The organism is Nocardia sp. IBHARD005 (assembly GCF_052814245.1).
The window spans coordinates 1,942,079-1,965,205 of sequence record NZ_CP199935.1 but is presented as its reverse complement, the minus strand read 5'-3'; the positions used below and the strand labels follow the sequence as shown (position 1 = coordinate 1,965,205).

At 67.1% G+C, this 23,127-nt stretch carries 27 protein-coding genes and 1 riboswitch; of the genes, 13 read left to right on the top strand and 14 right to left on the bottom strand.

The window, feature by feature from the left end:
• Nucleotides 1-108: 108 nt before the first annotated feature.
• Together ACTWPB_RS09230 and ACTWPB_RS09225 are read right to left on the bottom strand one after the other, a co-directional pair.
• On the bottom strand, nt 109-708 hold the full coding sequence (locus ACTWPB_RS09230; RefSeq protein ID WP_446225250.1) for a Uma2 family endonuclease: 600 nt from the start codon (nt 706-708) through the stop codon (nt 109-111).
• A 112-nt stretch (nt 709-820) separates the two neighbouring features.
• A complete protein-coding gene (locus ACTWPB_RS09225) occupies nt 821-1,579 on the bottom strand; it encodes an HAD-IIA family hydrolase (protein ID WP_446226281.1) in 759 nt (252 codons plus the stop codon).
• 157 nt (nt 1,580-1,736) lie between these two features.
• Between ACTWPB_RS09225 and fgd the strand changes: the two genes are divergently transcribed.
• Entirely contained in the window at nt 1,737-2,747 is a 1,011-nt protein-coding gene (gene fgd, locus ACTWPB_RS09220; protein ID WP_446225249.1) for a glucose-6-phosphate dehydrogenase (coenzyme-F420), read from the top strand.
• Between the two features lie 135 nt (nt 2,748-2,882).
• Here fgd and ACTWPB_RS09215 read toward each other — a convergent pair whose 3' ends face one another.
• From ACTWPB_RS09215 to ACTWPB_RS09195, 5 genes are all read right to left on the bottom strand, one after another.
• Nucleotides 2,883-3,254 (bottom strand): type II toxin-antitoxin system death-on-curing family toxin, encoded by a 372-nt coding sequence (locus ACTWPB_RS09215; protein ID WP_446225248.1) that lies wholly within the window; start codon nt 3,252-3,254, stop codon nt 2,883-2,885.
• Nucleotides 3,251-3,445 carry a ribbon-helix-helix protein, CopG family gene (locus ACTWPB_RS09210; protein WP_446225247.1) on the bottom strand — a complete coding sequence of 65 codons (195 nt, stop codon included), beginning with the start codon at nt 3,443-3,445 and terminating at the stop codon, nt 3,251-3,253. The genes ACTWPB_RS09215 and ACTWPB_RS09210 overlap by 4 nt, the downstream gene beginning before the upstream one ends.
• 110 nt (nt 3,446-3,555) lie before the next feature.
• Nucleotides 3,556-4,764 carry an O-succinylhomoserine sulfhydrylase gene (locus tag ACTWPB_RS09205; protein ID WP_446225246.1) on the bottom strand — a complete coding sequence of 403 codons (1,209 nt, stop codon included), beginning with the start codon at nt 4,762-4,764 and terminating at the stop codon, nt 3,556-3,558.
• Between the two features lie 10 nt (nt 4,765-4,774).
• Nucleotides 4,775-5,191, bottom strand: coding sequence for a rhodanese-like domain-containing protein (locus ACTWPB_RS09200; protein WP_446225245.1), 417 nt, complete (start codon nt 5,189-5,191; stop codon nt 4,775-4,777).
• A gap of 17 nt (nt 5,192-5,208) precedes the next feature.
• Nucleotides 5,209-5,328, bottom strand: a riboswitch (SAM riboswitch).
• A 45-nt stretch (nt 5,329-5,373) separates the two neighbouring features.
• Nucleotides 5,374-5,832 (bottom strand): Rv0361 family membrane protein, encoded by a 459-nt coding sequence (locus tag ACTWPB_RS09195; protein WP_446225244.1) that lies wholly within the window; start codon nt 5,830-5,832, stop codon nt 5,374-5,376.
• Between the two features lie 192 nt (nt 5,833-6,024).
• Between ACTWPB_RS09195 and ACTWPB_RS09190 the strand changes: the two genes are divergently transcribed.
• Both ACTWPB_RS09190 and ACTWPB_RS09185 read left to right on the top strand, forming a co-directional pair.
• Nucleotides 6,025-7,413 (top strand): FAD-dependent oxidoreductase, encoded by a 1,389-nt coding sequence (locus ACTWPB_RS09190; RefSeq protein ID WP_446225243.1) that lies wholly within the window; start codon nt 6,025-6,027, stop codon nt 7,411-7,413.
• Nucleotides 7,414-7,672: 259 nt separating this feature from the next.
• Nucleotides 7,673-8,521, top strand: a complete 849-nt coding sequence (locus ACTWPB_RS09185; protein ID WP_446226280.1) for an amidohydrolase family protein — start codon at nt 7,673-7,675, stop codon at nt 8,519-8,521.
• Nucleotides 8,522-8,550: 29 nt separating this feature from the next.
• Here ACTWPB_RS09185 and ACTWPB_RS09180 read toward each other — a convergent pair whose 3' ends face one another.
• Complete coding sequence (locus tag ACTWPB_RS09180) at nt 8,551-9,033, bottom strand: DUF456 domain-containing protein (RefSeq protein WP_446225242.1); 483 nt, start codon at nt 9,031-9,033, stop codon at nt 8,551-8,553.
• Nucleotides 9,034-9,170: 137 nt separating this feature from the next.
• Between ACTWPB_RS09180 and ACTWPB_RS09175 the strand changes: the two genes are divergently transcribed.
• Entirely contained in the window at nt 9,171-10,268 is a 1,098-nt protein-coding gene (locus ACTWPB_RS09175; protein ID WP_446225241.1) for a CaiB/BaiF CoA transferase family protein, read from the top strand.
• A gap of 78 nt (nt 10,269-10,346) precedes the next feature.
• Nucleotides 10,347-10,718, top strand: a complete 372-nt coding sequence (locus ACTWPB_RS09170; RefSeq protein ID WP_446225240.1) for a hypothetical protein — start codon at nt 10,347-10,349, stop codon at nt 10,716-10,718.
• Here the strand turns inward: ACTWPB_RS09170 and yczR are convergent.
• The gene (yczR, locus tag ACTWPB_RS09165) at nt 10,705-12,204 is read right to left on the bottom strand and encodes a MocR-like transcription factor YczR (protein ID WP_446225239.1); all 1,500 of its coding nucleotides are present in this window, start codon (nt 12,202-12,204) and stop codon (nt 10,705-10,707) included. The two genes, ACTWPB_RS09170 and yczR, sit on opposite strands and share 14 nt — an antisense overlap.
• Before the next feature lie 62 nt (nt 12,205-12,266).
• Between yczR and ACTWPB_RS09160 the strand changes: the two genes are divergently transcribed.
• The 3 genes from ACTWPB_RS09160 to ACTWPB_RS09150 all read left to right on the top strand — a co-directional run bounded on the left by ACTWPB_RS09160 (nt 12,267) and on the right by ACTWPB_RS09150 (nt 14,170).
• Nucleotides 12,267-12,530, top strand: coding sequence for a hypothetical protein (locus tag ACTWPB_RS09160; protein ID WP_446225238.1), 264 nt, complete (start codon nt 12,267-12,269; stop codon nt 12,528-12,530).
• A 37-nt stretch (nt 12,531-12,567) separates the two neighbouring features.
• Nucleotides 12,568-13,131 (top strand): methylated-DNA--[protein]-cysteine S-methyltransferase, encoded by a 564-nt coding sequence (locus tag ACTWPB_RS09155; RefSeq protein ID WP_446225237.1) that lies wholly within the window; start codon nt 12,568-12,570, stop codon nt 13,129-13,131.
• Between the two features lie 220 nt (nt 13,132-13,351).
• Entirely contained in the window at nt 13,352-14,170 is an 819-nt protein-coding gene (locus ACTWPB_RS09150) for an alpha/beta fold hydrolase (RefSeq protein ID WP_446225236.1), read from the top strand.
• Here ACTWPB_RS09150 and ACTWPB_RS09145 read toward each other — a convergent pair whose 3' ends face one another.
• Entirely contained in the window at nt 14,171-14,464 is a 294-nt protein-coding gene (locus ACTWPB_RS09145) for a hypothetical protein (protein ID WP_446225235.1), read from the bottom strand.
• A 266-nt stretch (nt 14,465-14,730) separates the two neighbouring features.
• Here ACTWPB_RS09145 and ACTWPB_RS09140 point away from each other — a divergent pair, with 266 nt between their 5' ends.
• Complete coding sequence (locus ACTWPB_RS09140; protein ID WP_446225234.1) at nt 14,731-14,919, top strand: hypothetical protein; 189 nt, start codon at nt 14,731-14,733, stop codon at nt 14,917-14,919.
• A gap of 20 nt (nt 14,920-14,939) precedes the next feature.
• On the opposite strand, the gene ACTWPB_RS09135 is transcribed toward ACTWPB_RS09140, so the two are convergent.
• Nucleotides 14,940-15,761 carry a hypothetical protein gene (locus ACTWPB_RS09135; RefSeq protein WP_446225233.1) on the bottom strand — a complete coding sequence of 274 codons (822 nt, stop codon included), beginning with the start codon at nt 15,759-15,761 and terminating at the stop codon, nt 14,940-14,942.
• A 650-nt stretch (nt 15,762-16,411) separates the two neighbouring features.
• On the bottom strand, nt 16,412-17,701 hold the full coding sequence (locus ACTWPB_RS09130) for an adenylosuccinate synthase (protein ID WP_378922748.1): 1,290 nt from the start codon (nt 17,699-17,701) through the stop codon (nt 16,412-16,414).
• 248 nt (nt 17,702-17,949) lie between these two features.
• On the opposite strand from ACTWPB_RS09130, the gene ACTWPB_RS09125 reads away from it, so the two are divergent.
• Genes ACTWPB_RS09125 through ACTWPB_RS09115 form a run of 3 tightly spaced genes read left to right on the top strand, consistent with a single transcriptional unit; the run spans nt 17,950 to nt 20,259 of the window.
• On the top strand, nt 17,950-18,579 hold the full coding sequence (locus ACTWPB_RS09125) for a hypothetical protein (RefSeq protein ID WP_446225232.1): 630 nt from the start codon (nt 17,950-17,952) through the stop codon (nt 18,577-18,579).
• Entirely contained in the window at nt 18,576-19,364 is a 789-nt protein-coding gene (locus tag ACTWPB_RS09120; RefSeq protein ID WP_446225231.1) for a site-2 protease family protein, read from the top strand. The genes ACTWPB_RS09125 and ACTWPB_RS09120 overlap by 4 nt, the downstream gene beginning before the upstream one ends.
• Before the next feature lie 40 nt (nt 19,365-19,404).
• Entirely contained in the window at nt 19,405-20,259 is an 855-nt protein-coding gene (locus tag ACTWPB_RS09115; protein ID WP_446225230.1) for a glycosyltransferase family 2 protein, read from the top strand.
• A gap of 70 nt (nt 20,260-20,329) precedes the next feature.
• Here the strand turns inward: ACTWPB_RS09115 and ACTWPB_RS09110 are convergent, their stop codons facing one another.
• Both ACTWPB_RS09110 and ACTWPB_RS09105 read right to left on the bottom strand, forming a co-directional pair.
• Nucleotides 20,330-21,460 (bottom strand): FUSC family protein, encoded by a 1,131-nt coding sequence (locus ACTWPB_RS09110; protein ID WP_446226279.1) that lies wholly within the window; start codon nt 21,458-21,460, stop codon nt 20,330-20,332.
• A 64-nt stretch (nt 21,461-21,524) separates the two neighbouring features.
• Nucleotides 21,525-21,959, bottom strand: a complete 435-nt coding sequence (locus tag ACTWPB_RS09105; RefSeq protein ID WP_446225229.1) for a DUF3151 domain-containing protein — start codon at nt 21,957-21,959, stop codon at nt 21,525-21,527.
• A gap of 404 nt (nt 21,960-22,363) precedes the next feature.
• On the opposite strand from ACTWPB_RS09105, the gene ACTWPB_RS09100 reads away from it, so the two are divergent.
• Nucleotides 22,364-22,978: a hypothetical protein gene (locus ACTWPB_RS09100; protein WP_446225228.1), complete on the top strand. Its 615-nt coding sequence runs from the start codon at nt 22,364-22,366 to the stop codon at nt 22,976-22,978.
• Nucleotides 22,979-23,127: the final 149 nt, after the last annotated feature.

Below are 23,127 nucleotides of genomic sequence, written 5' to 3'. Positions count from 1 at the left end.
CGCCGCCGTCGGGCAGCGGCATCGATGTCGAGGCCGAAGTCGCGATGCGAGACCACGGGGGAGGGTGCCGACTATTCCGGTGAGACGCGGCGCACGCTCCGGTGGAGGTTATGCCTGCTCCAGCGACGTAAACGGAACCGTCACCTCGACGGGCTCATCGAGCAGGAGCACGCGGCGGTGCACCGTGTGGACGCGGTACCGGCGGCCGGACCAATCGAGGCGATACTCCTCGATCTCCTCGATCCGTTGTTCCTTCTGGTCGAGGCGGACGATGAGGTAGATCGGAATGCCCGCGGCAGCGTATTGGATCCGCTTGTCGGTGATATCGGCATCGATCGTCGACTCGGACGTCACCTCGACGACCAGCAACAGATGGCTGGTAACCGTGTTGACGTCATAGGTTTCGCAGTCTCGGATCCAGACATCCGGGTACCGAATGTTCAGGCGGCGATCCGCGGCGGTTGCCTCCGCGTCCGGAAAGCGAGCCGCGACGTCGGAATCGATGACCATGCAGGGACCGCCATCGCGCCGTCCGGACTCGAGCACCCCGGCGAGGCGGCGGACGACGCGACTGTGCAGGGCGCTCTGGGCCATCAGGCGCACCACGCGCCCAGCCACGATCTCGATGTCGCCCAGGTCTTCCGCAGCCCCATCGAAGAACTCGGCAGAAGTCATCCGCAGCGGTGACTGTTCGCCCGGCGCGCTCATAGTCGACATCATTGCAGGACCGAACTCGCAGAACCATCATTCGATTCGATCAGCGCTGCCGCGAGCTGATGAACCTCGGGAAGTTTCGAACCGTGCGATCGTCGACGGCCGCTCAGTCCACGAACGGCTGACGGGTTCGCCCGACCAGGTCGGCGACCGAATTGACGATCGCGGTCGGCCGGAACGGATAGGCCTCCATCGAGGCCTTCGTCGAAATGCCGGAGGTGACGAGAATCGTGCGCAATCCGGCTTCGAGTCCGGCGATCACGTCGGTGTCCATCCGGTCGCCGATCATCACCGTGGTCGACGAATGCGCGCCGATCTGGCGCAGCGCCGAGCGCATCATCAGCGGATTGGGCTTGCCGACGTAGTACGGGTCCTTGCCGGTGGCCCTGGTGATCAGCGCGGCGACCGAACCGGTGGCGGGCAGGACGCCGTCGCGTGAGGGCCCGGTGGCGTCGGGGTTGGTGGCGATGAATTTCGCGCCGCGGTCGACCAGGCGGATCGCGGTGGTGATCGCCTCGAACGAGTACGTGCGGGTCTCGCCGAGCACCACATAGTCGGGGTCGACGTCGGTGAGTACGTAGCCGATCTCGTGCAGCGCGGTGGTGAGCCCGGATTCGCCGACCACGTAGGCGGTTCCGTTCGGGCGCTGCTCGTTGAGGAACGTCGCGGTGGCCAGCGCCGAAGTCCAGATCGATTCCTCGGGAATGTCGAGACCGGTCTGGCGCAGGCGGGCCTGCAGGTCGCGTGGGGTGCGGATCGAGTTGTTGGTGAGCACGAGGAACGGGATCTCATTGGCGCGCAGTTCGGCGAGGAACTCGTCGGCGCCGGGGATCAGCTGATCCTCGTGCACCAGCACGCCGTCCATGTCGGTGAGGTACGACAAGATCTGCTCATCCTTGGTAGCCACCAGTTAATTGTCCGCTAAAACGCGGCACGATGGGTGACCGAACGGCCCGGCGCGGAGGACGGATCGCGCGCTAGTGTCGACTGGCAGGGGTCAATGGACGATAGGAGTGGCTGGAATGGTTGAGCTCAAGCTCGGGTACAAGGCATCGGCAGAGCAGTTCGGTCCGCGAGAGCTGGTCGAACTCGGCGTCGCCGCCGAGCAGCACGGACTCGACAGCGCGACCGTGAGCGACCACTTCCAGCCGTGGCGCCACGACGGCGGCCACGCGCCGTTCTCACTGGCCTGGCTGGCAGCCGTCGGCGAGCGCACCGATCGCATCCAGCTCGGCACCTCCGTGCTCACCCCCACCTTCCGCTACAACCCCGCCGTGATCGCGCAGTCCTTCGCCACGCTGGGCTGCCTGTACCCGGACCGGGTGATGCTCGGTGTCGGTACCGGCGAAGCGCTCAACGAGATCGCCACCGGTTACAAGGGCGAATGGCCCGATTTCAAGGAGCGTTTCGCCCGACTGCGTGAAGCGGTGAAGTTGATGCGCGACCTGTGGACCGGCGAGCGCACCGATTTCGACGGCGAGTACTACCACACCGTCGGCGCCTCCATCTACGACGTTCCCAAGGGCGGAATCCCCGTCTACATCGCCGCCGGCGGCCCGGTGGTCGCCCGGTACGCGGGTCGCGCGGGCGACGGTTTCATCTGCACCTCGGGCAAGGGCATGGACCTCTACACCGAGAAGCTGCTGCCCGCCGTCGCCGAGGGTGCGGGCAAGGCCGACCGCGATGTCGCCGGCATCGACAAGATGATCGAGATCAAGATCTCCTACGACACCGATCCCGAACTGGCACTGCAGAACACCCGCTTCTGGGCCCCGCTCTCACTGACCCCCGAACAGAAGCACGACATCACCGACCCGATCGAAATGGAGAAGGCCGCCGACGCCCTCCCCATCGAACAGGTAGCCAAGCGCTGGATCGTCGCCAGCGACCCCGACGAAGCCGTCGCCCAGATCAAGCCCTACCTCGACGCAGGCCTCAACCACCTGGTCTTCCACGCCCCCGGGCACGACCAACTCCGCTTCCTCGATCTGTTCAAACGCGACCTGGCCCCCCGCCTGCGAGCCCTGGGCTGAGCGTGATCAGTCGGGGCCGAGTGCTGGATTCGGCCCCAACCCGATCAGCCCCGATTCCCGAGGTCGGGCAGGCCGGGGCGGTGGTACTGCATCGCCGTCAGCACCTGCGCGATGGGCGTCGCAGGTCGCACTGCGCTACGACCAACCCTTGAGACAGTCGGCGATGTGCGCTATATCGGCCAAGCCTTGGGCGGCGTTGTTCATCAACACTTCCTGTTCGTCGGGCTCGATTCGCAGCGTTACGCCATTGATGCGCAACATCATTGCCGCCGCAAGGAATGCCGTGCGCTTGTTGCCGTCTACCAGTGCATGATTTCGGACGACCGAATGCAACAGTGCCGCCGCCTTGCTGTACAGGTCCGGGTAAGCGTCGGCGCCGAACACCGTTATCTGAGGGCGGTGCGCTGCCGAAGCCAAAAGCCCATAGTCGGCGACCGCTGCATCGGTGCCGTTCACTGCCGTCGCGATGGCCAGCAATTCGGAGATGTCGAGATAGACCACGCTCACGCGAGCCGCTTCAACAGCTCGCTGTGACGGCTCATCTCATCACCGAGCATGGCAGCGAACACGTCGGCTCGACGGGTCAGGTACAGGTGGATGGCCTCTTGGGCAAGCTCTTGCTTGCTGCGGCCCTCGCGTTCGGCGGCAGCAGTCAGCGCAGCGTCATCGTCGTCGTTGAGGCGCAATGTCATAGCCATAACCACGATGGTATCATCCAGGTATCATGTATTTGAGGAGCCACGACCCCTAGGGCGACCTGCCGGACGAAGAACGTTTCGACAGGTCGACTCGGGACATGCGGGTGAAGCTAGCTCAGGGCGTGGTCGAGGTCGCCGAGCAGATCTTCGAGGTCTTCCAGGCCTACCGAGATGCGGACTACGTTGTCGGACAAGCCGATTGACGCGCGTCCCTCTGGACCCATGGCTCGGTGGGTGGTGGTGGCGGGGTGGGTGATCATGGTTTTGGCGTCGCCGAGGTTGTTGGAGATGTCGATGATGCGGAGGCGGTTGAGGACCTCGAAGGCTCGTTTCTTGCCGTCGTCGCCGTTGAGGGCGAAGGTGACTACTGTGCCGCCGCCGGTCATTTGTTCTTTGGCCAGTGTGTGTTGTGGATGTGATTCCAGGAAGGGGTATTTCACCCAGTCGACCGAATTCTTGGTCTCCAGGAACTCGGCCACCCGCAGGGCCGACTCGGTGGCATGGCGGACGCGCAACGGCATGGTTTCCAGGCCCTTGAGCAAAGTCCAGGCGTTGAAGGGGCTCAGGGCTGGGCCGGTGTGGCGCATCAGGGTTTTGACGGGGCCGTCGATGTAGTCCTGGGCGCCGAGGATGGCGCCGCCGAGGACGCGGCCCTGGCCGTCGATGTGTTTGGTGCCGGAGTAGACGACCACATCGGCGCCGAGCTCGAAGCCGCGCTGGAGCAGGGGGGTGGCGAAGACGTTGTCCAGCACCACCTTCGCGCCCGCGGCGTGGGCGAGCTCGGTGACCTTGCGGACGTCGACGAGGGTCTGCATCGGGTTGGCGGGGGTCTCGAAGAAGACGGCCTGGGTGGGGACGGAGAGTGCCTGCTCCCACTGGTCGAGATCGTCACCGTCGACGAAGACGGTTTCGATGCCCCAGCGCGGGAGGATCTCGTTGCAGACCACGAAACAGGAACCGAACAGGCTGCGGGCGGCGACCAGTCGGTCGCCCGCCTTCAGCAGGGCACCGAGCGCGGTGAACACCGCCGACATGCCGGACGCGGTCGCGAAGGCCGCCTCGGCGCCGTCGAGCAGGCGGATGCGCTCCTCGAACATCGCCACGGTCGGATTACCGAAGCGGGAGTAGACGAAGTGCTCGACGTCGCCGGTGAACGCGGCTTCGGCGGCTTCGGCGCTCTCGTAGACGAAACCCGAGGTCAGGTACAGCGCCTCGGAGGTCTCGTCGAAGCCGGAACGGCGCAGGCCACCACGCACGCCGAGCGTGGCGGGACCGACGCCTTCGGGCAGTGGCTTGTCGAACGAACCACCGGTGATCATGCTTTTCTCCTTATGCCTGACGCCACGGCAGGCCGACCGCGCGCCAACCGGTGCTGCCGCGCTGACCGAACGCGTCGGGACCACCTTCGAAACCGTCGAGCACGTTGTAGGACGGCGCCACGCCCGCCGCCGTCGCCAGGTTCGCCGCGTGCGCGGAACGCTGACCCGAGCGACACAGGAAGACCACCGGTGCGTCGTCGGGGCGACCGGCCAGTGCCTGCTCGAGCTGCACACCGAACTCCGGGTTGCGCGTGCCGGTGCCGTCGACCCATTCGATGAAGTGGGACGGGCGTTCGATGGAACTGGTGTCGGGGATGCCGATGTGTGCCCACTCGCCTTCGGTGCGCACGTCGACCAGCACCGCGCCGGGATGCTCGGTGAGTAGCTCCCACGCCTTCTCAGGGGTGATGTCGCCGGCGTAAGTCATGTCGATCCTCCTGCGTGAATCCGCTCTTGCCGTGCCGGAAATCCCCGGACACACGGCCAGGTCGTCACCCGGAGCACCCCACCGCGGAGGAGGGTTGCCGACCAGCGAGCCGGGGCTTGACGCTGGCACTCATGACCTTGCGATCTGAGATTGCCTCGGCACCGGTCATCGTGTCAAACGATTCAGAACGCGCACACCAGCCACGCGCTGTCGACGCGGGTCAGTTTCCAGGTGTTGGTCGATGGACTGCCGTTGACCACGAGGGTGGCGTCGATTTTGGCGCGGTCGCCGTTGACGGTCGCGTTCTCGAAGCCCTTACCGTCGATCGTGACAGTGGATTTCGGGCCACCGAGCTGCTCGCTGAGGCCGGATTTCTCCTCGTCGAACCCGGGGCAGGCCACACCGGTCGGCGGACGGAGGTCGCTGCGCGAGCGCGCGTCGATATAGTTGGTGACGGCGGCCGCGAGACGGTCGGCCTCTGTGACATTTTTCTCAGCGGGTGAGAGCAGTCCGCCCACCACGATGCCGATGAGCACGATGATCGCGATCACCGCGGCCGCGACGAACGGGACGATGGAACGCTTGTCGGTCTGATCCACCACTACGGGCTGGTCATCCGAGCCTGTTTGCTCCTCGTTCATGCTCTAATCCTGACAGATCCCGTGCGGGCAGCTACACCGCGCGCCGGGTGCCCGCTGCGTCGCAGCTAGAATCGCTTTGATTGCGGTCGGCTGCCGGGTGGGATAGCAGCTGCCAGCAAGCCGGCCGGTTGACTTAGCCTAAGCTAAGTTGACGCCGTCAAATCAGTTCTCGACCAAAGGGTGCGCGTAGAAATGACCGAACAGAGTGCAGCGACTCGCCCACTTCGCATTGCGATCGTGGGCGCGGGACCGGCCGGTATCTACGCCGCCGACGCCTTGATGAAGTCCGATGCCGACGTGAGCATCGACCTCTACGAGCGCATGCCCGCGCCCTTCGGCCTGATCCGCTACGGCGTCGCCCCCGACCACCCGCGCATCAAGGGCATCATCACCGCCCTGCACAAGGTCCTCGACAAAGACCAGGTCCGCCTGCTCGGCAACATCGACTACGGCACCGACATCACCCTCGACGACCTGCGCCAGTTCTACGACGCGGTCATCTTCTCCACCGGCGCCAACGCCGACCGCGCCCTGGCCATCCCCGGCATCGACCTCGACGGTTCCTACGGTGCCGCCGACTTCGTGTCCTGGTACGACGGCCACCCCGACGTCCCGCGTTCCTGGCCGCTGGACGCCGAGAAGGTCGCAGTGCTCGGCGTCGGCAACGTCGCCCTCGACGTCGCCCGCGTGCTGGCCAAGACCGGTGACGAACTGCTCCCGACCGAGATCCCGCCGAACGTCTACGAAGGACTCAAGGGCAACAAAGCTCTCGAGGTCCACGTCTTCGGTCGCCGCGGTCCCGCGCAGGCGAAGTTCACGCCGTTGGAGCTGCGTGAGCTGGATCACTCGCCGACGATCGAGGTCATTGTCAACCCCGAAGACATCGACTACGACGAAGGCTCCGAAGCCGCACGCCGTAACTCCAAGCAGGTCGACATGGTCGCCAACACCTTGGAGCAGTGGGCCATCCGCGACCACGGTGACCGCCCGCACAAGCTGTTCCTGCACTTCTTCGAGTCCCCCGCGGAGGTGCTCGGCGAAGACGGCAAGGTCACCGGCCTGCGCACCGAACGCACCCAGCTCGACGGCACCGGCAACGTCAAGGGCACCGGTAACTACACCGACTGGGACATCCAGGCCATCTACCGCGCTGTCGGGTACCTGTCGCAGAACGTCACCCAGCTGCCCTTCGACGACCAGGCAGGCACCGTGCCCAACGAGGCCGGTCGCGTGATCTCCGACGAGACCGCCGAAGGCGACGCCCGGTTCATGCCCGCCACCTACGTGACCGGCTGGATCAAGCGCGGCCCGGTCGGCCTGATCGGCCACACCAAGGGCGACGCCAACGAGACCATCGCCTGCCTGCTCGACGACGCCAAGGCCTTCGCCCCCGCGCCCAAGCCCGAGCTCGACGCCGTCACCGAGTTCCTCGAGGGCAAGGGCATCCCGTTCACCACGTGGGCCGGCTGGTACCGCCTCGACGCTCACGAGCGCGCCCTCGGCGAGCCCGAAGGCCGTGAGCGCGTGAAGGTCGTGGAGCGCGAGGACATGCTGCGCGCGTCCGAGCCCAACAAGGCTTGAGTCACAGCTCCACGAACATGCGGTACCGGCGAACCTCGGTATGCCGGTACCGCGCCACAAACCTATACTCGAGTCCGCCAGCAACCGCACCACCAGCCCCGTCCGACCCGACCTCGAGGAGGGTCCGCCGCGCAGCGGCGGTTCGCGCCCGTCCCGACGATCAGGCGCCGTGGCGTAGGCGACGAAGGAGCAAGCCACGGTGCCTGATCGTCGGGACCCGCAGGGGCGCGAACTCGAGCGCGCCAGCGCTCCAAGAGCACTGTTCGATGCCCACGTCCACATTATCGATCCGCGGTTTCCGCTGATCGAGAACGAAGGCTATCTACCCGAGCCCTACGTGATCGATGACTATCGAAAGCGCATGGCGCACTTCGATGTCCGCGGTGGTGCGGTCGTCAGCGCGTCTTTTCAGGGCGCCGATCAGACGTATCTGAAGGCAGCACTGTCCGCGCTCGGGCCCGGCTGGGTCGGCGTGACCCGGCTGGATCTCGATGCCACCGATGACGAGATCCTCGAGCTGAACCAGGCCGGTGTGCGCGCGCTGCGGTTCAATCTCAAGCGCGCCGCCGCCGACATCACCGAGATGACGGTGCAGGCGTTGCGCGCGTACGAACTGGCGGGCTGGCATGTCGAGCTCTATATCGACGGTCAGATGCTGGCCTCGCTGCAACCGGTGATCTCCAAGCTGCCCGCGCTCTCGATCGACCATCTCGGTATGTCCGAGGAGGGTTTGCCGTATCTGCTCGACCTGGTTGACCGCGGCGCGAAGGTGAAGGCGACCGGGTTCGGGCGGGTCGAGATGGATGTGGCCGAGACGCTGCGGCGCATCCACACGGTCAATCCGGGTGCGCTGATGTTCGGCAGCGATCTGCCCGGCACGCGCGCCGGTAGGCCGTTCGAGGAGCGCGATGTGGACCTGATCTGCCAGGTGGTCGGCGCGGATATGCACGCGGTACTCGAGGACAACGCCCGCGATTTCTACCGGCTGCCCGCCGTGCGCCGCGACCCGGTGCCGCCCTCGCGCGCCGAGAACCCGACCATCCCGCTCCCGCGCAACCTGCTGCCCGGCGCGGACGAGCACACCCGCCCGCTGCCGGTCATCGAATAGCCAGTTCTCGGCGGCCTGCCGTCAGATATTCAGCTCAGTATCGCGCCGGTGAGCCACACGCCCGAGGCGATCAGCGCGCCGAACAGCTCGACCAGCATCGACAGCCCGACGCCCTTGAGCGCGTGCACCGTCGCGGGCCAGGCCAGGTCGTTGGTCTTCAAGCGGTACAGCTCGGCCAGGTACACACCGAGCACGAAGCCGATGAACAGGCCGATGATCGGGATCACGAAGAAGCCGACGATGCCGAGCAGCGCGCCGGCCAGCAGCGCACGGTTCGACACCCCGGCTTCGCGCATCCGCTTACCCGGCCAGGTGTACTTCACGACGCCGGAGAGCACCAGCGCGACGGTCGCGATCGCCAGCACCGTCCAGGCCATCGCGCCGCCGGTCATGAACGCCCACACCGCGATCGCCGCGAAAATGAGGATCACCCCCGGCAGAATCGGTACGATCACGCCGACGATGCCGACCAGAATGACGAGGCCGACAAGGACCTCACCCCACACGCCCACTACCGGTCCTCCCGTTGCCGCGCCGAGTCGCGCTCGTGCGAATTCTCACCCATGCTCTACCCGAGCCGCCACCCCACCGCTATTGTCGGAGTGTCAATACCGTACCTATTTTTTTGATGACGAACTGAGGTCACCGCGTGAGCACGGAGTCCACCGCCAAGCAGGGGCCCCTTGCGGGCATCAAGGTCATCGAGTTGGCAGGCATCGGGCCAGGCCCGCACGCCGCGCTGCTGCTCGCCGACCTCGGCGCCGACGTGGTGCGCGTACAGCGCGCCAACCAGCTACCCGGTTTCCTCGAGCGACCGCAGTGGCGTGGGCGCACCATCGTCGAGGCGAATCTGAAGGACCCCGCCGACGTCGCGAAGATCCTCGACCTGGTCGAGAAGGCCGATGTGCTGCTGGAAGGCTTCCGGCCCGGTGTCACCGAGCGCATGGGCCTCGGTCCCGACGAGGTGCTCGCCCGCAACCCGCGCCTGGTCTACGGCCGGATGACCGGCTGGGGCCAGGACGGTCCGATGGCCGATCGCGCGGGCCACGACATCAACTACATCTCGCTCACCGGCGTACTCAACGCGATCGGGCGCAAGGGTGAGCGGCCGGTGCCGCCGCTGAACATGGTGGGCGACTTCGGTGGCGGCTCGATGTTCCTGGTGTTCGGCATTCTCGCCGCGCTGCTCGAGCGGCAGAGTTCCGGGCAGGGCCAGGTGATCGACGCGGCGATGGTCGATGGGGCACTTGCCCTTTCGCACTTCGTCTGGGGCCTTCGCGGAATGGGCATGTGGTCCGACGAACGCGGCACCAACCTCCTGGACACCGGCATGGCGTTCTACGACACCTACGAGACCTCCGACGGCAAGTACATGGCCGTGGGCGCGATCGAACCGCAGTTCTACGCCGAACTGCTGGCCGGGCTGGAGATCGATCCGGAAGGTCTGCCGATGCAGATCGACCCGAACGGTCAGGAGCAGCTGCGCAAGCTGTTCACCGACAAGTTCCTGACCAAGACCCGCGACGAGTGGACCGCGATCTTCGACGGCACCGACGCCTGCACCACGCCCGTGCTCACCTTCACCGAGGCCACCGAGAACCCGCATATCGTGGCCCGTACCGGCTTGATCGAGATCGACGGTGTGGTCCAGCACGCGCCCGCGCCGCGGTTCTCGCGCACGCCGGGCGGCACGCCCACTCCCCCGCCGAACGTCGCGACACCGATCGAAACGGTCTGGGCTGACTGATTTGCCGGCCTGTCGTCGGTAAAGTTTTTCTCTATCGACGACAGGCCGAAGATCCGAACCGTCAGAACGCCACCGAAGGTGCTCGCCGCCCTCATCGCGGTCATCACCTTCGGCGCCGCGGTGCTGTGCTTCATCCTGGCCGAAGGATTGTTCGACACCCGTCAACCGCATAACGCCGAAACCCATTGCCACAGTGAGGCACCGGTGCCGGTGATGGTGAGTGTGCTCAACGGGCTCGCGACCGGGCTGCTGCTGGCCGCCGCGTTCTCGCTGCTGTGTTTGCTGGTGCTGCTGTTCCGCTATCCGTCCGAACGCAGCGCGGTCGCGGTGCCGTTGACCGCGGTGGGGTTGGTGGCATCGGTGCTGTTCATGTTCGGGGCCGGGTACGAAACCGTTCGCCCCGCACCGGTCGCCACCGGGTACAACCCGTGCGCGTTCAGTAGCAGGTGAGCGGTTGGAGCGGGTCGGCGGCGCGCGGCGTGAGGGCGTCGTAGGCGGCGGCGATGGATTTGACGGCGATGCGCAGGTCGGCCTCGGGGTGGGCGTAGGGCAGCCGGACGAAACGTTCGAAGGCGCCCTGAACGCCGAAACGTGGTCCAGCGGCGAGTAATACACCGTGGTTGGGGGCGGTGGCGGCGAGCGCGGTGGAGACCGGGCTCGGCAGCTGGGCCCACACCGACATGCCGCCCGCGCCGACCGCGATGTGCCAGCCGGGGAGGTCTTCGGCCACGGCGTCGAGCAGGGCGGTGCGCTGGGTGCGTAGCTGTTCGCGGCGGCGCTCGAGGATGGGTTCGGCGTTTTCGAGCAGGTGGACGGTGGCGAGCTGATCCATCACCGGGGTGCCGAGGTCGACCGTGGAGCGGATGCCGAGCAGCTTGGTGATCAGGGGCTGATTGGTGCGGATCCAGCCGACGCGCAGGCCACCCCAGAACGACTTCGACGCCGATCCGATCGTGACGATCTCGGCGCCCTTCGCGAACGCGGCGACCGGCGGGGGCATCGAGCCGTCCGACAGGTTCAGGTCGCCCATCGACTCGTCGACGACGACGGTCATCCTGGTGTCGCGGGCGATAGCCGCCAGTTCGGCGCGGCCCTCGGCGCCCAGCAGCAGCCCGGTGGGGTTGTTGAAGTCGGGAACCAGGTAGGCCAGGGTGGCCGCGGTTTGCCGCGCAGTGCTGCGTAAGCCTTCGAGATCCCAACCGGCGTCGGGGAATTCGGGTCGCAGCGGGATCGGGATGGGGCGGGCGCCGACGTCGCGAATGGCTTCGATGGCGTTCGGGTAGGAGGGGTGTTCGATCAGGACGCGCGCACCGGGTGCGGCGAGCACGTTGAGGAGCAGCCGAAGTCCGTGTTGCGCACCGAGAGTCACCAGGATCTGTTCCGGTTCCGTCGGCAGGCCACGGGCGATGTAGCGGCGGGCCAGCGCTTCGCGCAGCGCGAGGATGCCGACCGGGTCCATACCGTGGGTGCCGAGATAGGACGGAATTCCTTGCAGTGCGATGGAATACGCGTCGTGCAGCTCCGGGGAGGCCGGCATCGCGGCGTAGGTCAGGTCGATGGTGGGCAGTTCCGGCTGCGCCATCAGGGGCATGATGCCGCGGCTGGGCTTGGCGCCGTCGTGCTGGATCACCGGCGGCAGCGCGACGGTGCTGCGGGAACCCTGGCGGCTGATCAGGTAGCCGTGTTCACGCAGCAGCGAATACGTGGACGTGATGGTGGTGCGGCTGACGCCGAGGGTGCCCGCCAGATCGCGCTCACTGGGCAGCGCGACGCCGAGCGGGGCGCGACCGTCGTGGATCAGCAGGCGGATGGCCTCGGCCAGGGCCAGGTAGGCGGGCCGGTGCGGGCGGCGTTCGGAATCACCGCCGGTGTCGGGGTCACGCCACCGGCCGAGGTCGCGAGCCAGGCCCGCTGCGCCGATCACTCTTGTCGCCATGAAGTCCAGTATTCCCTAAGTGGATATTTCTAAGCAAGGCCAGTTGGCGGATTATTCCTGACATGACCACTTTCCTTGCCCTCGCCGTTGCCGTTGCCTTCGGGGTGGTGGTCTACTACTTCTCGCCCAAAAAGGGCGAGCTGCCCTTCTGGCCCTTCCAATATCTGCCGCATGACCGGGCTTTCGGCACCTATGACGAGCAGCGACTCTTCCGGGATCTCGATGCGATACGGGCGCACGAAGTCAGTGACGATGCAGTCCAGTTGCCTGAAACTGGCCTTAACAATGCCTCGACCGACACGGAGCGGGGGTCGCTCGCCGCGTGAATGTGTCTTTGTCGGTGGGTCGGCGCACACTGTGACCATGAGTGACTCGACGCAGACCGAGACGGTGGTCTCGGCACTGTTCGACACCGCTATCGGGCTGTGCGCTATCGCCTGGCACGGTGACGCCGTTGTCCGGTTCCAGCTACCCGAGGCCAGCGAGGAGGAGACCCTCGCACGGATCACCCGGCCGTTCGATGGGTCCGCGGTGCCCGAGAGTGCGCCGGGGCCGGTGATCGTCGAAGCGATCGCGGGTATCCGCGCCCACCTCGATGGGGCGGCCGACTCGCTGCGCTGGATCGAAGTGGATCTACGGGGCGTGCCGGAATTCCATCGCGCGGTGTACGCGGTGACGCGCGAGATCGACCCGGGTCACACGCTCAGCTACGGCGATATCGCCAACCGCGTCGGCGCTCCCGGCGCCGCGCAAGCCGTTGGACAAGCGTTGGGACGCAACCCTGTTCCGCTCATCATTCCGTGTCATCGGGTGCTCGCGGCCGATCACGCGCTGCACGGGTTCTCGGCACCGGGCGGGATCGGCACCAAAGCGCGGCTGCTGGAGATCGAACGGACGCCGGGGTTCGGCGAGCCGATGTTGTTCTGATCGGCATCTCGATCGGCCGCCGCGGGTGCCTGGGCGGGCGCGCGACCCACCGGATCCGGGGTCGCAACCGATGAATTCTTCCGACGGCCCCCGTCTCAACGAGCAAGATCGGACTCGCCCGGTCCGGACCAACTGCCGGATCCGCGAAACCCACGCGGACCTGCGGTCGAGATGATCGCGTACCGTCGAGCGCGGCGGCCCGTTATCGAGAGGAATTCCCATGCAGACTGTGACATCGGCCGACGGCACCACGATCGCCTACGACCGGATCGGTGAGGGCACCGCCGGAACCGTCATCCTGATCGGTGGTGCGTTCAGCTACCGCGAGTTCCCGACGATGGTCGAACTCGCGCAGACACTGGCCGACGACTACGGGCTGACGGTGCTGAACTACGACCGGCGCGGGCGCGGTGACAGCACCGACTCCCCCGGCGTGTACGACGCGGCCAACGAGATCGCCGATATCGCGGCGCTGGTCGAGGCCGAGGGCGGGAAAGCGGCGCTGTTCGGCTGGTCCTCCGGAGCCGCGCTCGCGCTGCTGGCCGCGCAGTCGGTGCCCGGCGTCACCGAAGTGGTGGCTTTCGAGCCGCCGTTCGCGGTCGACACGAAAGGCCATGTGCCGCCGAAGGATCTGGAAGCCAAGCTGCATCCGATGATCGCCGCGGGCGAGCGCGGGAAAACCGTGCGGTACTACATGACCAAGGCGATGGGGATCCCGTTGCTCATGGTGGCGGCGATGCGGATGACACCGTTCTGGAAAACGCTTGCGGCAACGTCGAATTCGACCGCTCATGACTGGGCGGTGATGAAGCCGTACATGCAGGGGAAGAAGCTGGATCCGGCCGACTGGCAGGGTGTCGAGGTTCCGGTGCTCGTCCTCGCGGGCGACCGGACCGCACCGCTGCTCATCAAGGGCTCGAAGGCCGCGGCCGAGGTGCTGCCGAACGCGGAGTTCGCCGAGCTCCCCGGCGTGAGTCACAACCCGAAGATCTCGATCCTCGCCCCCGCTGTCGGCGAATTCCTCACCCGCACAAGGTGATCAGGGTGGCGGTGGGTGATCGCGGAAGAACTGGCACGGCGCACCGGTGAGGTAGCCGTCCAGGCAGGCAAAGTAGGCCTGGACGCAGCTGTTACTCGTGCAACCGACGGTATAGAGCATCCCGCGAATGCGCTCGTTGCGCTGTTGCGAGGGGGTGAGGGTCTGCGCGGGCGGTGGCGCCGAACTCGCCGGGACGGCGCTGGGCGAGGGAGCCGGGGCGTCCTGAGCGGCGCATCCGGGCAGAACCGCCAGCGCGAGTAGAGCCGCCGAAGCCAACCCACGTCGCAGAGCCATCAGCTACCTCCATCCGAAACCCGTCTCGACGCTACCCCGGCGAGCATTCGGACGCCGAGGTGGTCGCCCGGAGCCACTTCCGGCCGGATCGCACGATTACGCCAGGCCGTGCCGTTCGGGCCGATTACGCCGGGCGCCCGATCCGGCCGGAGTTCCGAAGGGACCGGGCGATGCGTATTCGCGAGGCGCGGCCAGGCCGTGCCGTTCGGGCCGATTACGCCGGGCGCCCGATCCGGCCGGAGTTCCGACGGGACCGGGCGATGCGTATGCCAGCGCGAAGCGCCACCGACGACCGCGCCGATCCGGTGAACGACCTCGTCGACGGTGTGGCCATGCAGGCGTCGGAGGTTCGCTTCACCGAGGTCGCGGGAAGCCCCCACCCCACCCGCAAGGTGCCGACCAGGGTCACCGGGAGTTGCGCCGGTTGGACAGCTGATGCCGAGGGCCACGGCTAGCGGGCTGGGTTAACGACCAGTCAGAGGGTGGCGCCGTAACCGCTGCCGAGCACGCCGCCTACGACGGCACCTGCCGCGGCTGCGGGAACGCCGAGAACGGCGGCTCCGGTCGCCGCACCTGCCGCAGCACCGATGGCAGCGCCCGCGCCGGTGCTGGCGGCCGCGATCGGCCACACCGCGGCAAAGCCGACACCGGCCGCCGCCAAGGCGCCCACGCCCGCGGTCGGGACCGCGGCCGCCGCACCGAGAATCGTGGCTGCGCCCGCAGTGCCCGCGGCGCCCACCGCGAAGCCGACACCGGCACCGAGAACAGCACCGGCGAGTCCGCCGCCGACCGCGCCGACGGCAGCAGCCGGAACGCCCGCGATCGCGGCACCGGCCAGTGCGCCACCGACGGTCGCCGCGGCGATCTTGTCCGAGCGGCTCGGGTTGATGCCGACCGAGCGGCCCTGGGTGGCGATGGCGGCTTCGACGTTCGCGGCTGTGCCGTTGACATCGCCGAGGATGTCGTTCGGGACCTCGTCCGGGACCGGGGTGGTGAAGTCGCCGATGCGCAGTGTGCGCTCGGGCGGGGCGATCGGGGCCACCGGCTCGACCGGCTCCGGGAGGTGGAGTTCCTCGATGACGATCGGCGGGGCGGGCGAAGTGTATTCGGGCACCGGGCGCGACCGCTCAGGGTTCAGGTGGCCGAGGGTGTCGGGGCCGTCGAACTTGGCCAGATCCGAGCGACCGCCCTCGTCAGCGGGCGACTCGGTGGTGACACCCGGCTGCACCGGCGGATCGGTGACGCCCGGCTGCGGCACCGCGATAGCGACACCCGCGCACGCAACCGCCAACGCCATCGGCAGCACCCCGATAACCGGGCGAGCAATCCGCCGCACCGTCGAAGAGTTCACATTGACAGACCGACGAATCACGCCGACACCCACTAACCAGCTCAAGGAAAGCGACACGTCCCCGCGCATCGCCCGCGAACGATAACGTTTGCCGGCCGGATGCTACAAATCGATAGCCAGTAAGCATCAATAAACCCGTACCGCCCTGACCAGCACCAAAACCACGACCACAACCACAACCAAGGCCAAGACCAAGACCAAGACCAAGACCAAGACCACCACAACACACACCCAGCCACACCGTCCACCCCAGGCCCGCCGGGCTACCGCACCCCCAGCCACACCGCCCACCCCAAAACCGCCATGACAGCACTACCAACCCCCACCCGCGACCCCTAGGGAGCGGCGGCCACGAAGTGGCCGGTCCGCGGCCGGGTCGCCGGTTAGCGCTCGAAAGCGCTACGCCGAAGGCGTTAGTCTCGAGCGCTAACCGGCGGCCCTCAGGGCCGCGGACACGCGCGCGCCAGCGCGCCAACAAACACAGCGTCAAACCTGCCTGGGACTACCAAAACAAAAGGTCCGGCGCCGCAACCGGCACCGGACCTCCCGACTAGTTCCCCAGCCTCACATCAGGCCAACACGTCGTGAGCCTCACATCAAGCCAACACGTCGTGCCGAACGATCGTCTGGTCACGACCCGGCCCAACCCCGATGCACGAGATCCGCGCACCCGACAGCTCTTCCAGCCGGAGCACGTACGCCTGCGCGTTGGCGGGCAGCTCCTCGAAGGTGCGGGCGTGGGAGATGTCCTCCCACCAACCCGGCAGCTCCTCGTAGATCGGCTTGGCGTGGTGGAATTCGGTCTGCGTGGTCGGCATCTGCTCGACCCGTTTGCCGTCGATCTCGTAGGCCACGCAGATCGGCACCGTGTCCAGGCCCGACAGCACGTCCAGCTTGGTGAGGAAGTAGTCGGTGACGCCGTTGACGCGCGTGGCGTACCGGCTGATCACCGCGTCGAACCAACCACAGCGACGCGCACGACCGGTGGTGACACCGACCTCGCCACCGTTCTTGGCCAGGAACTCACCGAAGTTGTCGAACAGCTCGGTCGGGAACGGACCAGAGCCCACGCGGGTGGTGTAGCACTTGAGAATGCCGAGCACCGTGTCGATCTTGTTCGGTCCGATGCCCGAACCCACCGCGGCCCCACCCGCGGTCGGGTTGGACGAGGTGACGAACGGATAGGTGCCGTGGTCGACGTCGAGCAGCGTGCCCTGCGAGCCTTCCAACAGCACGGTGTCGCCGCGCTCGAGCGCCAGGTTCAGCTCGAGCCGGGTGTCGGAGATGCGGTGCTTGAACGATTCGGCCTGCTCGAGCACCTCGTCCACCACCTGCTGCGTGTCGAGCGCGCGGCGGTTGTAGATCTTGACCAGCACCTGGTTCTTGAACTCCAGGGCGGCCTCGACCTTCTGGGTGAGGATCTTCTCGTCGAGCACGTCGGCCACCCGGACGCCGACGCGGGCGACCTTGTCCTGGTAGCAGGGGCCGATACCGCGACCGGTGGTGCCGATCTTGCGGTTGCCGAGGAAGCGTTCGGTGACCTTATCGATGGCCACGTGATACGGCATGATCAGGTGCGCGTCAGCGGAGAGCAGCAGACCGGAGGTGTCGACTCCGCGCTCTTCCAGACCGGCGAGCTCGTCGAGCAGCACACCCGGGTCGACGACGACACCGTTACCGATGACGTTCTTGACACCAGGGGTGAGGATGCCGGACGGAATCAGGTGCAGAGCGAACTTGTCGCCATTGGGGAGAACTACCGTGTGACCGGCGTTGTTGCCGCCCTGGTATCGGACCACCCACTGCAACCGCTCACCGAGCAGGTCTGTAGCTTTGCCCTTACCCTCGTCGCCCCATTGGGCACCGATGAGGACGATTGCCGGCATTTCGGAGTCTCCTACAGATCGACGGCAGCACACGCAGCACTGCAGCTACCTGCCGTATTGAGGCGGTGGCCGGAGACACAGTCTAGCCGACGCCTGATCAGGTCCTGTCGGCCTGCCCCGTCGCAGGCCTCCCGACCCCCGCCTACCGCACCTGCCCTGATCGGTTACGGTTATCAGTCGGCAGTGAGTTTGCTCGACCGAGGAGGGTGTGCCGCAGTTTGAGTACCCACGTTCTCCGATGCGGTGATATGCCGGTCCCGATCGCGCTGTCCTCCTTACCCAACACCCAGACCGGGCGGGTGCCCGATGTCGCGGTGATCGATGAACTGCTGCCGGTGCTGGCCGCCGACAGCCTGCCGCGCCTGATCGTGCTCGGCGCCGACGCCTCGCTCGCGGCCGTGCTCACCCATTTGATGCGCACCGAGCGGTTGCATGTCGAAGTCGGTTTCGTGCCGGTCGATACGACCTATGCCTCGCGGGTCTATCAGACCGGGACCGGTAACGGCGCCGCGAAACGAGCGGTGGAGGGCAGGGCGATCGAGACGCCGCTGATCCGCGACGACACCGGCACCGTGCTGGTCGGGCGTGCGAGCATCACCGGCGTCGACGACGCCAAGCTCGAAGGCGAAGCCTATGTCGACGACACGCTGCTGTTCACCGGCACGGTCACCACGATGCTGATCTCGCCGACGATGACCATGCCCGGTGTCCGCGCCTGCGTGCGCAAAGGCATGCGCAAGCGCACCTGGGTATCCGGTCGCGCCGCCCAACTCGGCACCCCGGGAGCCGTGGTCACCCGCGACGGGATCACCGCCGAACGCACCGTGCCCCGCTCGACCTTCTATCGATTCGAACAACCCTGGTTACTGGTGCGATGACTTACTCCTTCCCCTCGGATCGGCGGACCGGGCACAGCGCGGTGCGGCCGAGCCCGGTTTTCCTGCTGATCGTGCTGGTCGCGGTGGGCGGCGGTGCACTCGCCTGGGACGCCGATATCGAGTCGGTGCGCGCCAAGGTCGGCGTCTTCGCGCTCGTGGTGTTCGGCTGGATCATCAGTTTGTGCCTGCACGAGTTCTCCCACGCGTATGTGGCGTGGCGGGCCGGCGATCACGAGGTGGAGGTGCGTGGGTATCTCACGCTGAATCCGCTGAAATACAGCCACCCGGTGCTGTCGATCGGCCTGCCGCTGGTGTTCATCGCGCTCGGCGGGATCGGTTTGCCCGGTGGCGCGGTGTATGTGGACACGACCCGGTTCAAGACGAGTGTGCAGCGCCTGGTGAGCGCGGTCGGACCCGCGTCGAACGCGCTGTGCGCGGTGGTGCTGCTGATCGTGATCCGGGCTTTCGGATCGGTCGCCGAACATCCCGCGTTCTGGTGCGGGCTCAGTTTTCTGGCATTTCTGCAGATCACGGCGTTTCTGCTGAACATTCTGCCGGTGCCGGGGCTGGACGGCTACGGAATCATCGAGCCGTCGCTGAGCTACCAGACGCGACGCTCGCTCGATCAGTTCAAGCCCTACGGCATGTTGATTCTGTTCGCTGTCATCTTCTTCACCCCGCTGAGTCAGGTGTTCTTCAACGGCGTTTACGCATTGTTCGAACTGTCGGGGGTACCAGAGGTGTGGGCTGCCTACGGCAGCCAGTTGACCCGTTTCTGGCGTTGATAGCCTCGGGTCAGTCTCGACCCTGGAACGGAAATTGCGTATGAGCTCCACCGGATCGTCCGCTGTCCTGTCCGTCGTCATCCCAGCGCTCGACGAAGCAGCGGGCATCACCGCCTGCCTCGAGCGTCTTGTCAGCCAGGATGCGATCGATGAGATCGTCGTCGTCGACAACGGCAGTACCGACAACACCCGCGAGATCGTCGCCGAACTCGCCGCCCGCTTTCCCAAGATCGAACTGATCTCCGAGCCGCAACCCGGCGTCGCGTTCGCTCGCAACACCGGTTTCGGCAAGGCTCGTGGCGACTACCTCGGCCGCATCGACGCCGACACCCTCGTCTCCCCCGAGTGGGGCGCCACCGTGCGCGCCCACCTCGACTCCTACGCCGACACCATGGCGGTGACCGGCATCAGTACCTATCACGACTCCCCGATCGGCATCTTCCTCGCCGCCGTGATCGGCGGGCAGGAACGGCTCGGGATGATCAAGACCCAGCCCGTCGGCAATGTGCACGGTGCCAATATGGCGATCCGGCGCTCAGCGTGGGAGCAGGTGCGTTCGGCCACCACCACCCGCCGTGACCTGCACGAAGACCTCGATCTGGCACTGTGCCTGTCGAAGGCGAAGCTGCGCATCGACCAGCTGCCCACGTTGCGGGCCGAGATCTCCGCGCGGCGGCGCAAGACCCCGCCTGACGTGTGGTGGAAGTACCAGCTGCGCGGCCTGCAGACCATCGCCAACCAGGGCTACCACATCGTGCCGTTCCATCGCGCGGTGATCACCGGCGCGTGGATCATGCACACCTCGCAGTGGCCGATCTACCGGGCGTGGGACTTCGACCGCAAGCGTTTCTCGCTGCGACCGGGGCGCCCCCGCGTTTCCCCCGTCGGCGACTGACCCAAGGGACACCGACGCGTCAGCGGTCCTCAGTCCTTCGCGCATGGCCGGAGCGAATGCGGAGGTACGCCTACTCCTGCTCCGGCGGGACATACGGATTGGCCACGGTGGGCGGGAGCAGGGCGATCGCCGAGATGCGCTGCATCCCACACACCACCATCAGATCCACCACGGTCGAACGGATCTGCGCGAACACCACATGCGCCGACAAGCCCGCCCCGGCAACGAGTTCGGGGCGCGCACCCTTGGCGACGCTGCGCAACGACGTGAGGGCTTCGGCCTGATCGGGTTGCTCGCCCGGGTCGGCCAGCATCATCTTGCGGACCACGTCGGTGGCGTGGCCCAACTGGTCGACCAGCTCGATCAAACGCGGATCGAGGACCTCGTCGTCGCGGACCAGGGTGAGCGAACGGCGAAGCAGCACACGGGTATTGCGGACGGCGTTGTCGAGTGGGTCGGCCGCGTTCTGGATGCGTTCGAGGCGTTTTCGGGAATTCCAGTACAGCGGCGATATTCGGCTGATCTCCCGGCCGCCCGCGAGCGCGTCGCGTAGCGCGTCGATCTTGGGCTGGGTGTCACGCACCGCCGACAGCGAGTCCGACACCATCGTCGAGTTCTGCTCGAGCAGGCCGTCGGCGCAGACGATCATCGACTTACTCATCACCGACAGCACGTCGGCGGCGTGTTCGCGGGCGCGGCGCACCGGGTGCAGTGGGATCAGCGCGACCATCAGCACGCCGACGAGTCCGCCGATCAAGGCGTCGATCATGCGGTTGGGGCCCGCGCCGGGCGCCTGATTCAAAGTCGAGACCAGCACGGCCGAACCCGCCGCCTGGATGGTCATGAGCGCGCCGCTGCCGAGAAACACCGACACCGCCATCGCACCGGCGACCACCAGGCCCACCTGCCAGACACCGGTCCCGACCTGGGCGATGAACAGGTCGCCGATCCCGATGCCGACCGCAACACCCACCACCAGCTCCACCGAGCGGCGCACTCGCGCACCGAACGAGATACCGATGGAGACCACCGCGGCGGTCGGCGCGAAGAACGGTTCGACGTGGTGGACGAGGTCGTGGGCGATGAACCAGGCCAGTGCGGCGCCGAGCGCGCACTGGATGATCGGGATGGCCGAGAGCCGCAAGCGTTCGATCGACGCCCGGTACCGGCCGACGGTCGTGACCTTGGCGGCCGCGACCACCGGAGTGGCGACGGCGACGAAAGGCTTGTGCTGACTCACCTACGGCTCGGACCCGACCACTGACTCAATCCAGGCCGAGTTCGCTCGCCGCGCGCGGATCGCAGTCCTCGAGCAGGTCGAGGCAGCGCGCGTACTCCTCGGTTTCGCCGATCGTCTTCGCAGCGCCGGCCAGCGCGCCGACGCTACGCAGGAAGCCCTGGTTGGGTTCGTGGCTCCACGGAACGGGGCCGAAACCCTTCCAGCCGTTGCGGCGCAGCAGGTCGAGGCCGCGGTGGTAACCGGTGCGGGCGAAGGCGTATGCGGCGACGGTGTCGTGGTTCACCTCGCCACCGGCGCGCGTCAGCGCGGCCTCTGCCAGCTGGGCCCATGCGATCGAAGCGGCCGGGTATTGCGCGACGACCTCGACAGGGTCGGTGCCCGCGGCAATGGCGTCTTCGGCGTCGGTCAGTTCGGGAAGGAGGACCGGCTGCGGTCCGAGCAGGTCACCGAAGGAGGTCATGGGTTCATTGTGCACCGAGGGTCTGACAGGCGCCGACCCGCCCGCCGCAGCACTCACCCACGCGCCCCCGCGCCTTCGCTACGGCCATGCGCAACAGACTTGGGACCGCTTCGCGTCCGCGCCTATTAGGCTGAGCGCAGAGTGCAACGTTCGAGCCTGAGCGAGGGGTACAGAGGTGTCCGACCCGACCGACGAGAACAACCCGGCAGCGGAGTCTGCCGGTCCCGGCGCGCCCGGCCTGCGTGACGATTCGTCCGCGTCTCCTCCCGGCGCACCGGAGTCGGTCACCGAGCCGGACCGCGCGACGAGACCGCCGGTGGGTGCGGATCAGACGGTGGTGATTCGGCGCGGGGATCTGCCGGGTCAGCCCGATGACGCTGCGCGGGCGCAGGACGCGCGCTCCGGTGGGATGCAGCCTGCCGCGGGGCAGGGCGATCAGCCGGGTGGTCCTCAGCGCGCAGGTGGTCCCGATGCTCCCGGTGGAACTCGGGCGGGTGGAGCTGCGCAAGGTGGACCTCGCGCACCGCAGGGCAACCCCGCCGGTGGACGGCCGGGCGGCAACGCACCCGGCGTTGGACCGGCGCGGCCGGGCAATGTGCCCGGTGCACAACAGTCTTCGGGCCCGGGGTCGCAGCAGGCATGGGGTCGGCCAGGATTTACGCCCGGCGGGACGCGTCCCGGCGCCGGAGCGCCTGGCAATGCGCCCGGTGCGCAACAACCTTCAGGTCGGCCGGGCAATGTGCCTGGTGCACAACAACATCCGGGTCAGGGTGGACCGCGCTCCGGTGGTCCGGTCGGCGGGCAACAGGGCGGCGGACCGCAAGCGGGACGCGGACCTGGTCCACAGCAAACCGGTGGTCCCCAAGCGGGACACGGACCGAGCGGCCGACCCGGTCCGCAGCAGGTGGGTGGACCGCAAGCGGGCCGCGGACCAGGTTCGCAGCAAGCCGGTGGACCCCGAGCCGGGGAAAATGCCGGTACGCCCGGCGCTCGGCCGACCGGCGGACCGGGCACTGTGAGTGGTGGACCGCGACCTGCCGGGCCGGGTGGTGCTCCGCGAGTGAGCGTGCCCGGTGGTGGATCGCCATCCGCCGGTCGGCAAGCAAACGCGCCCGCGAGTCCGGGTGGGCAAGGCGCGGAACAGGATTCAGCTGGTGCCGGGTCGCCG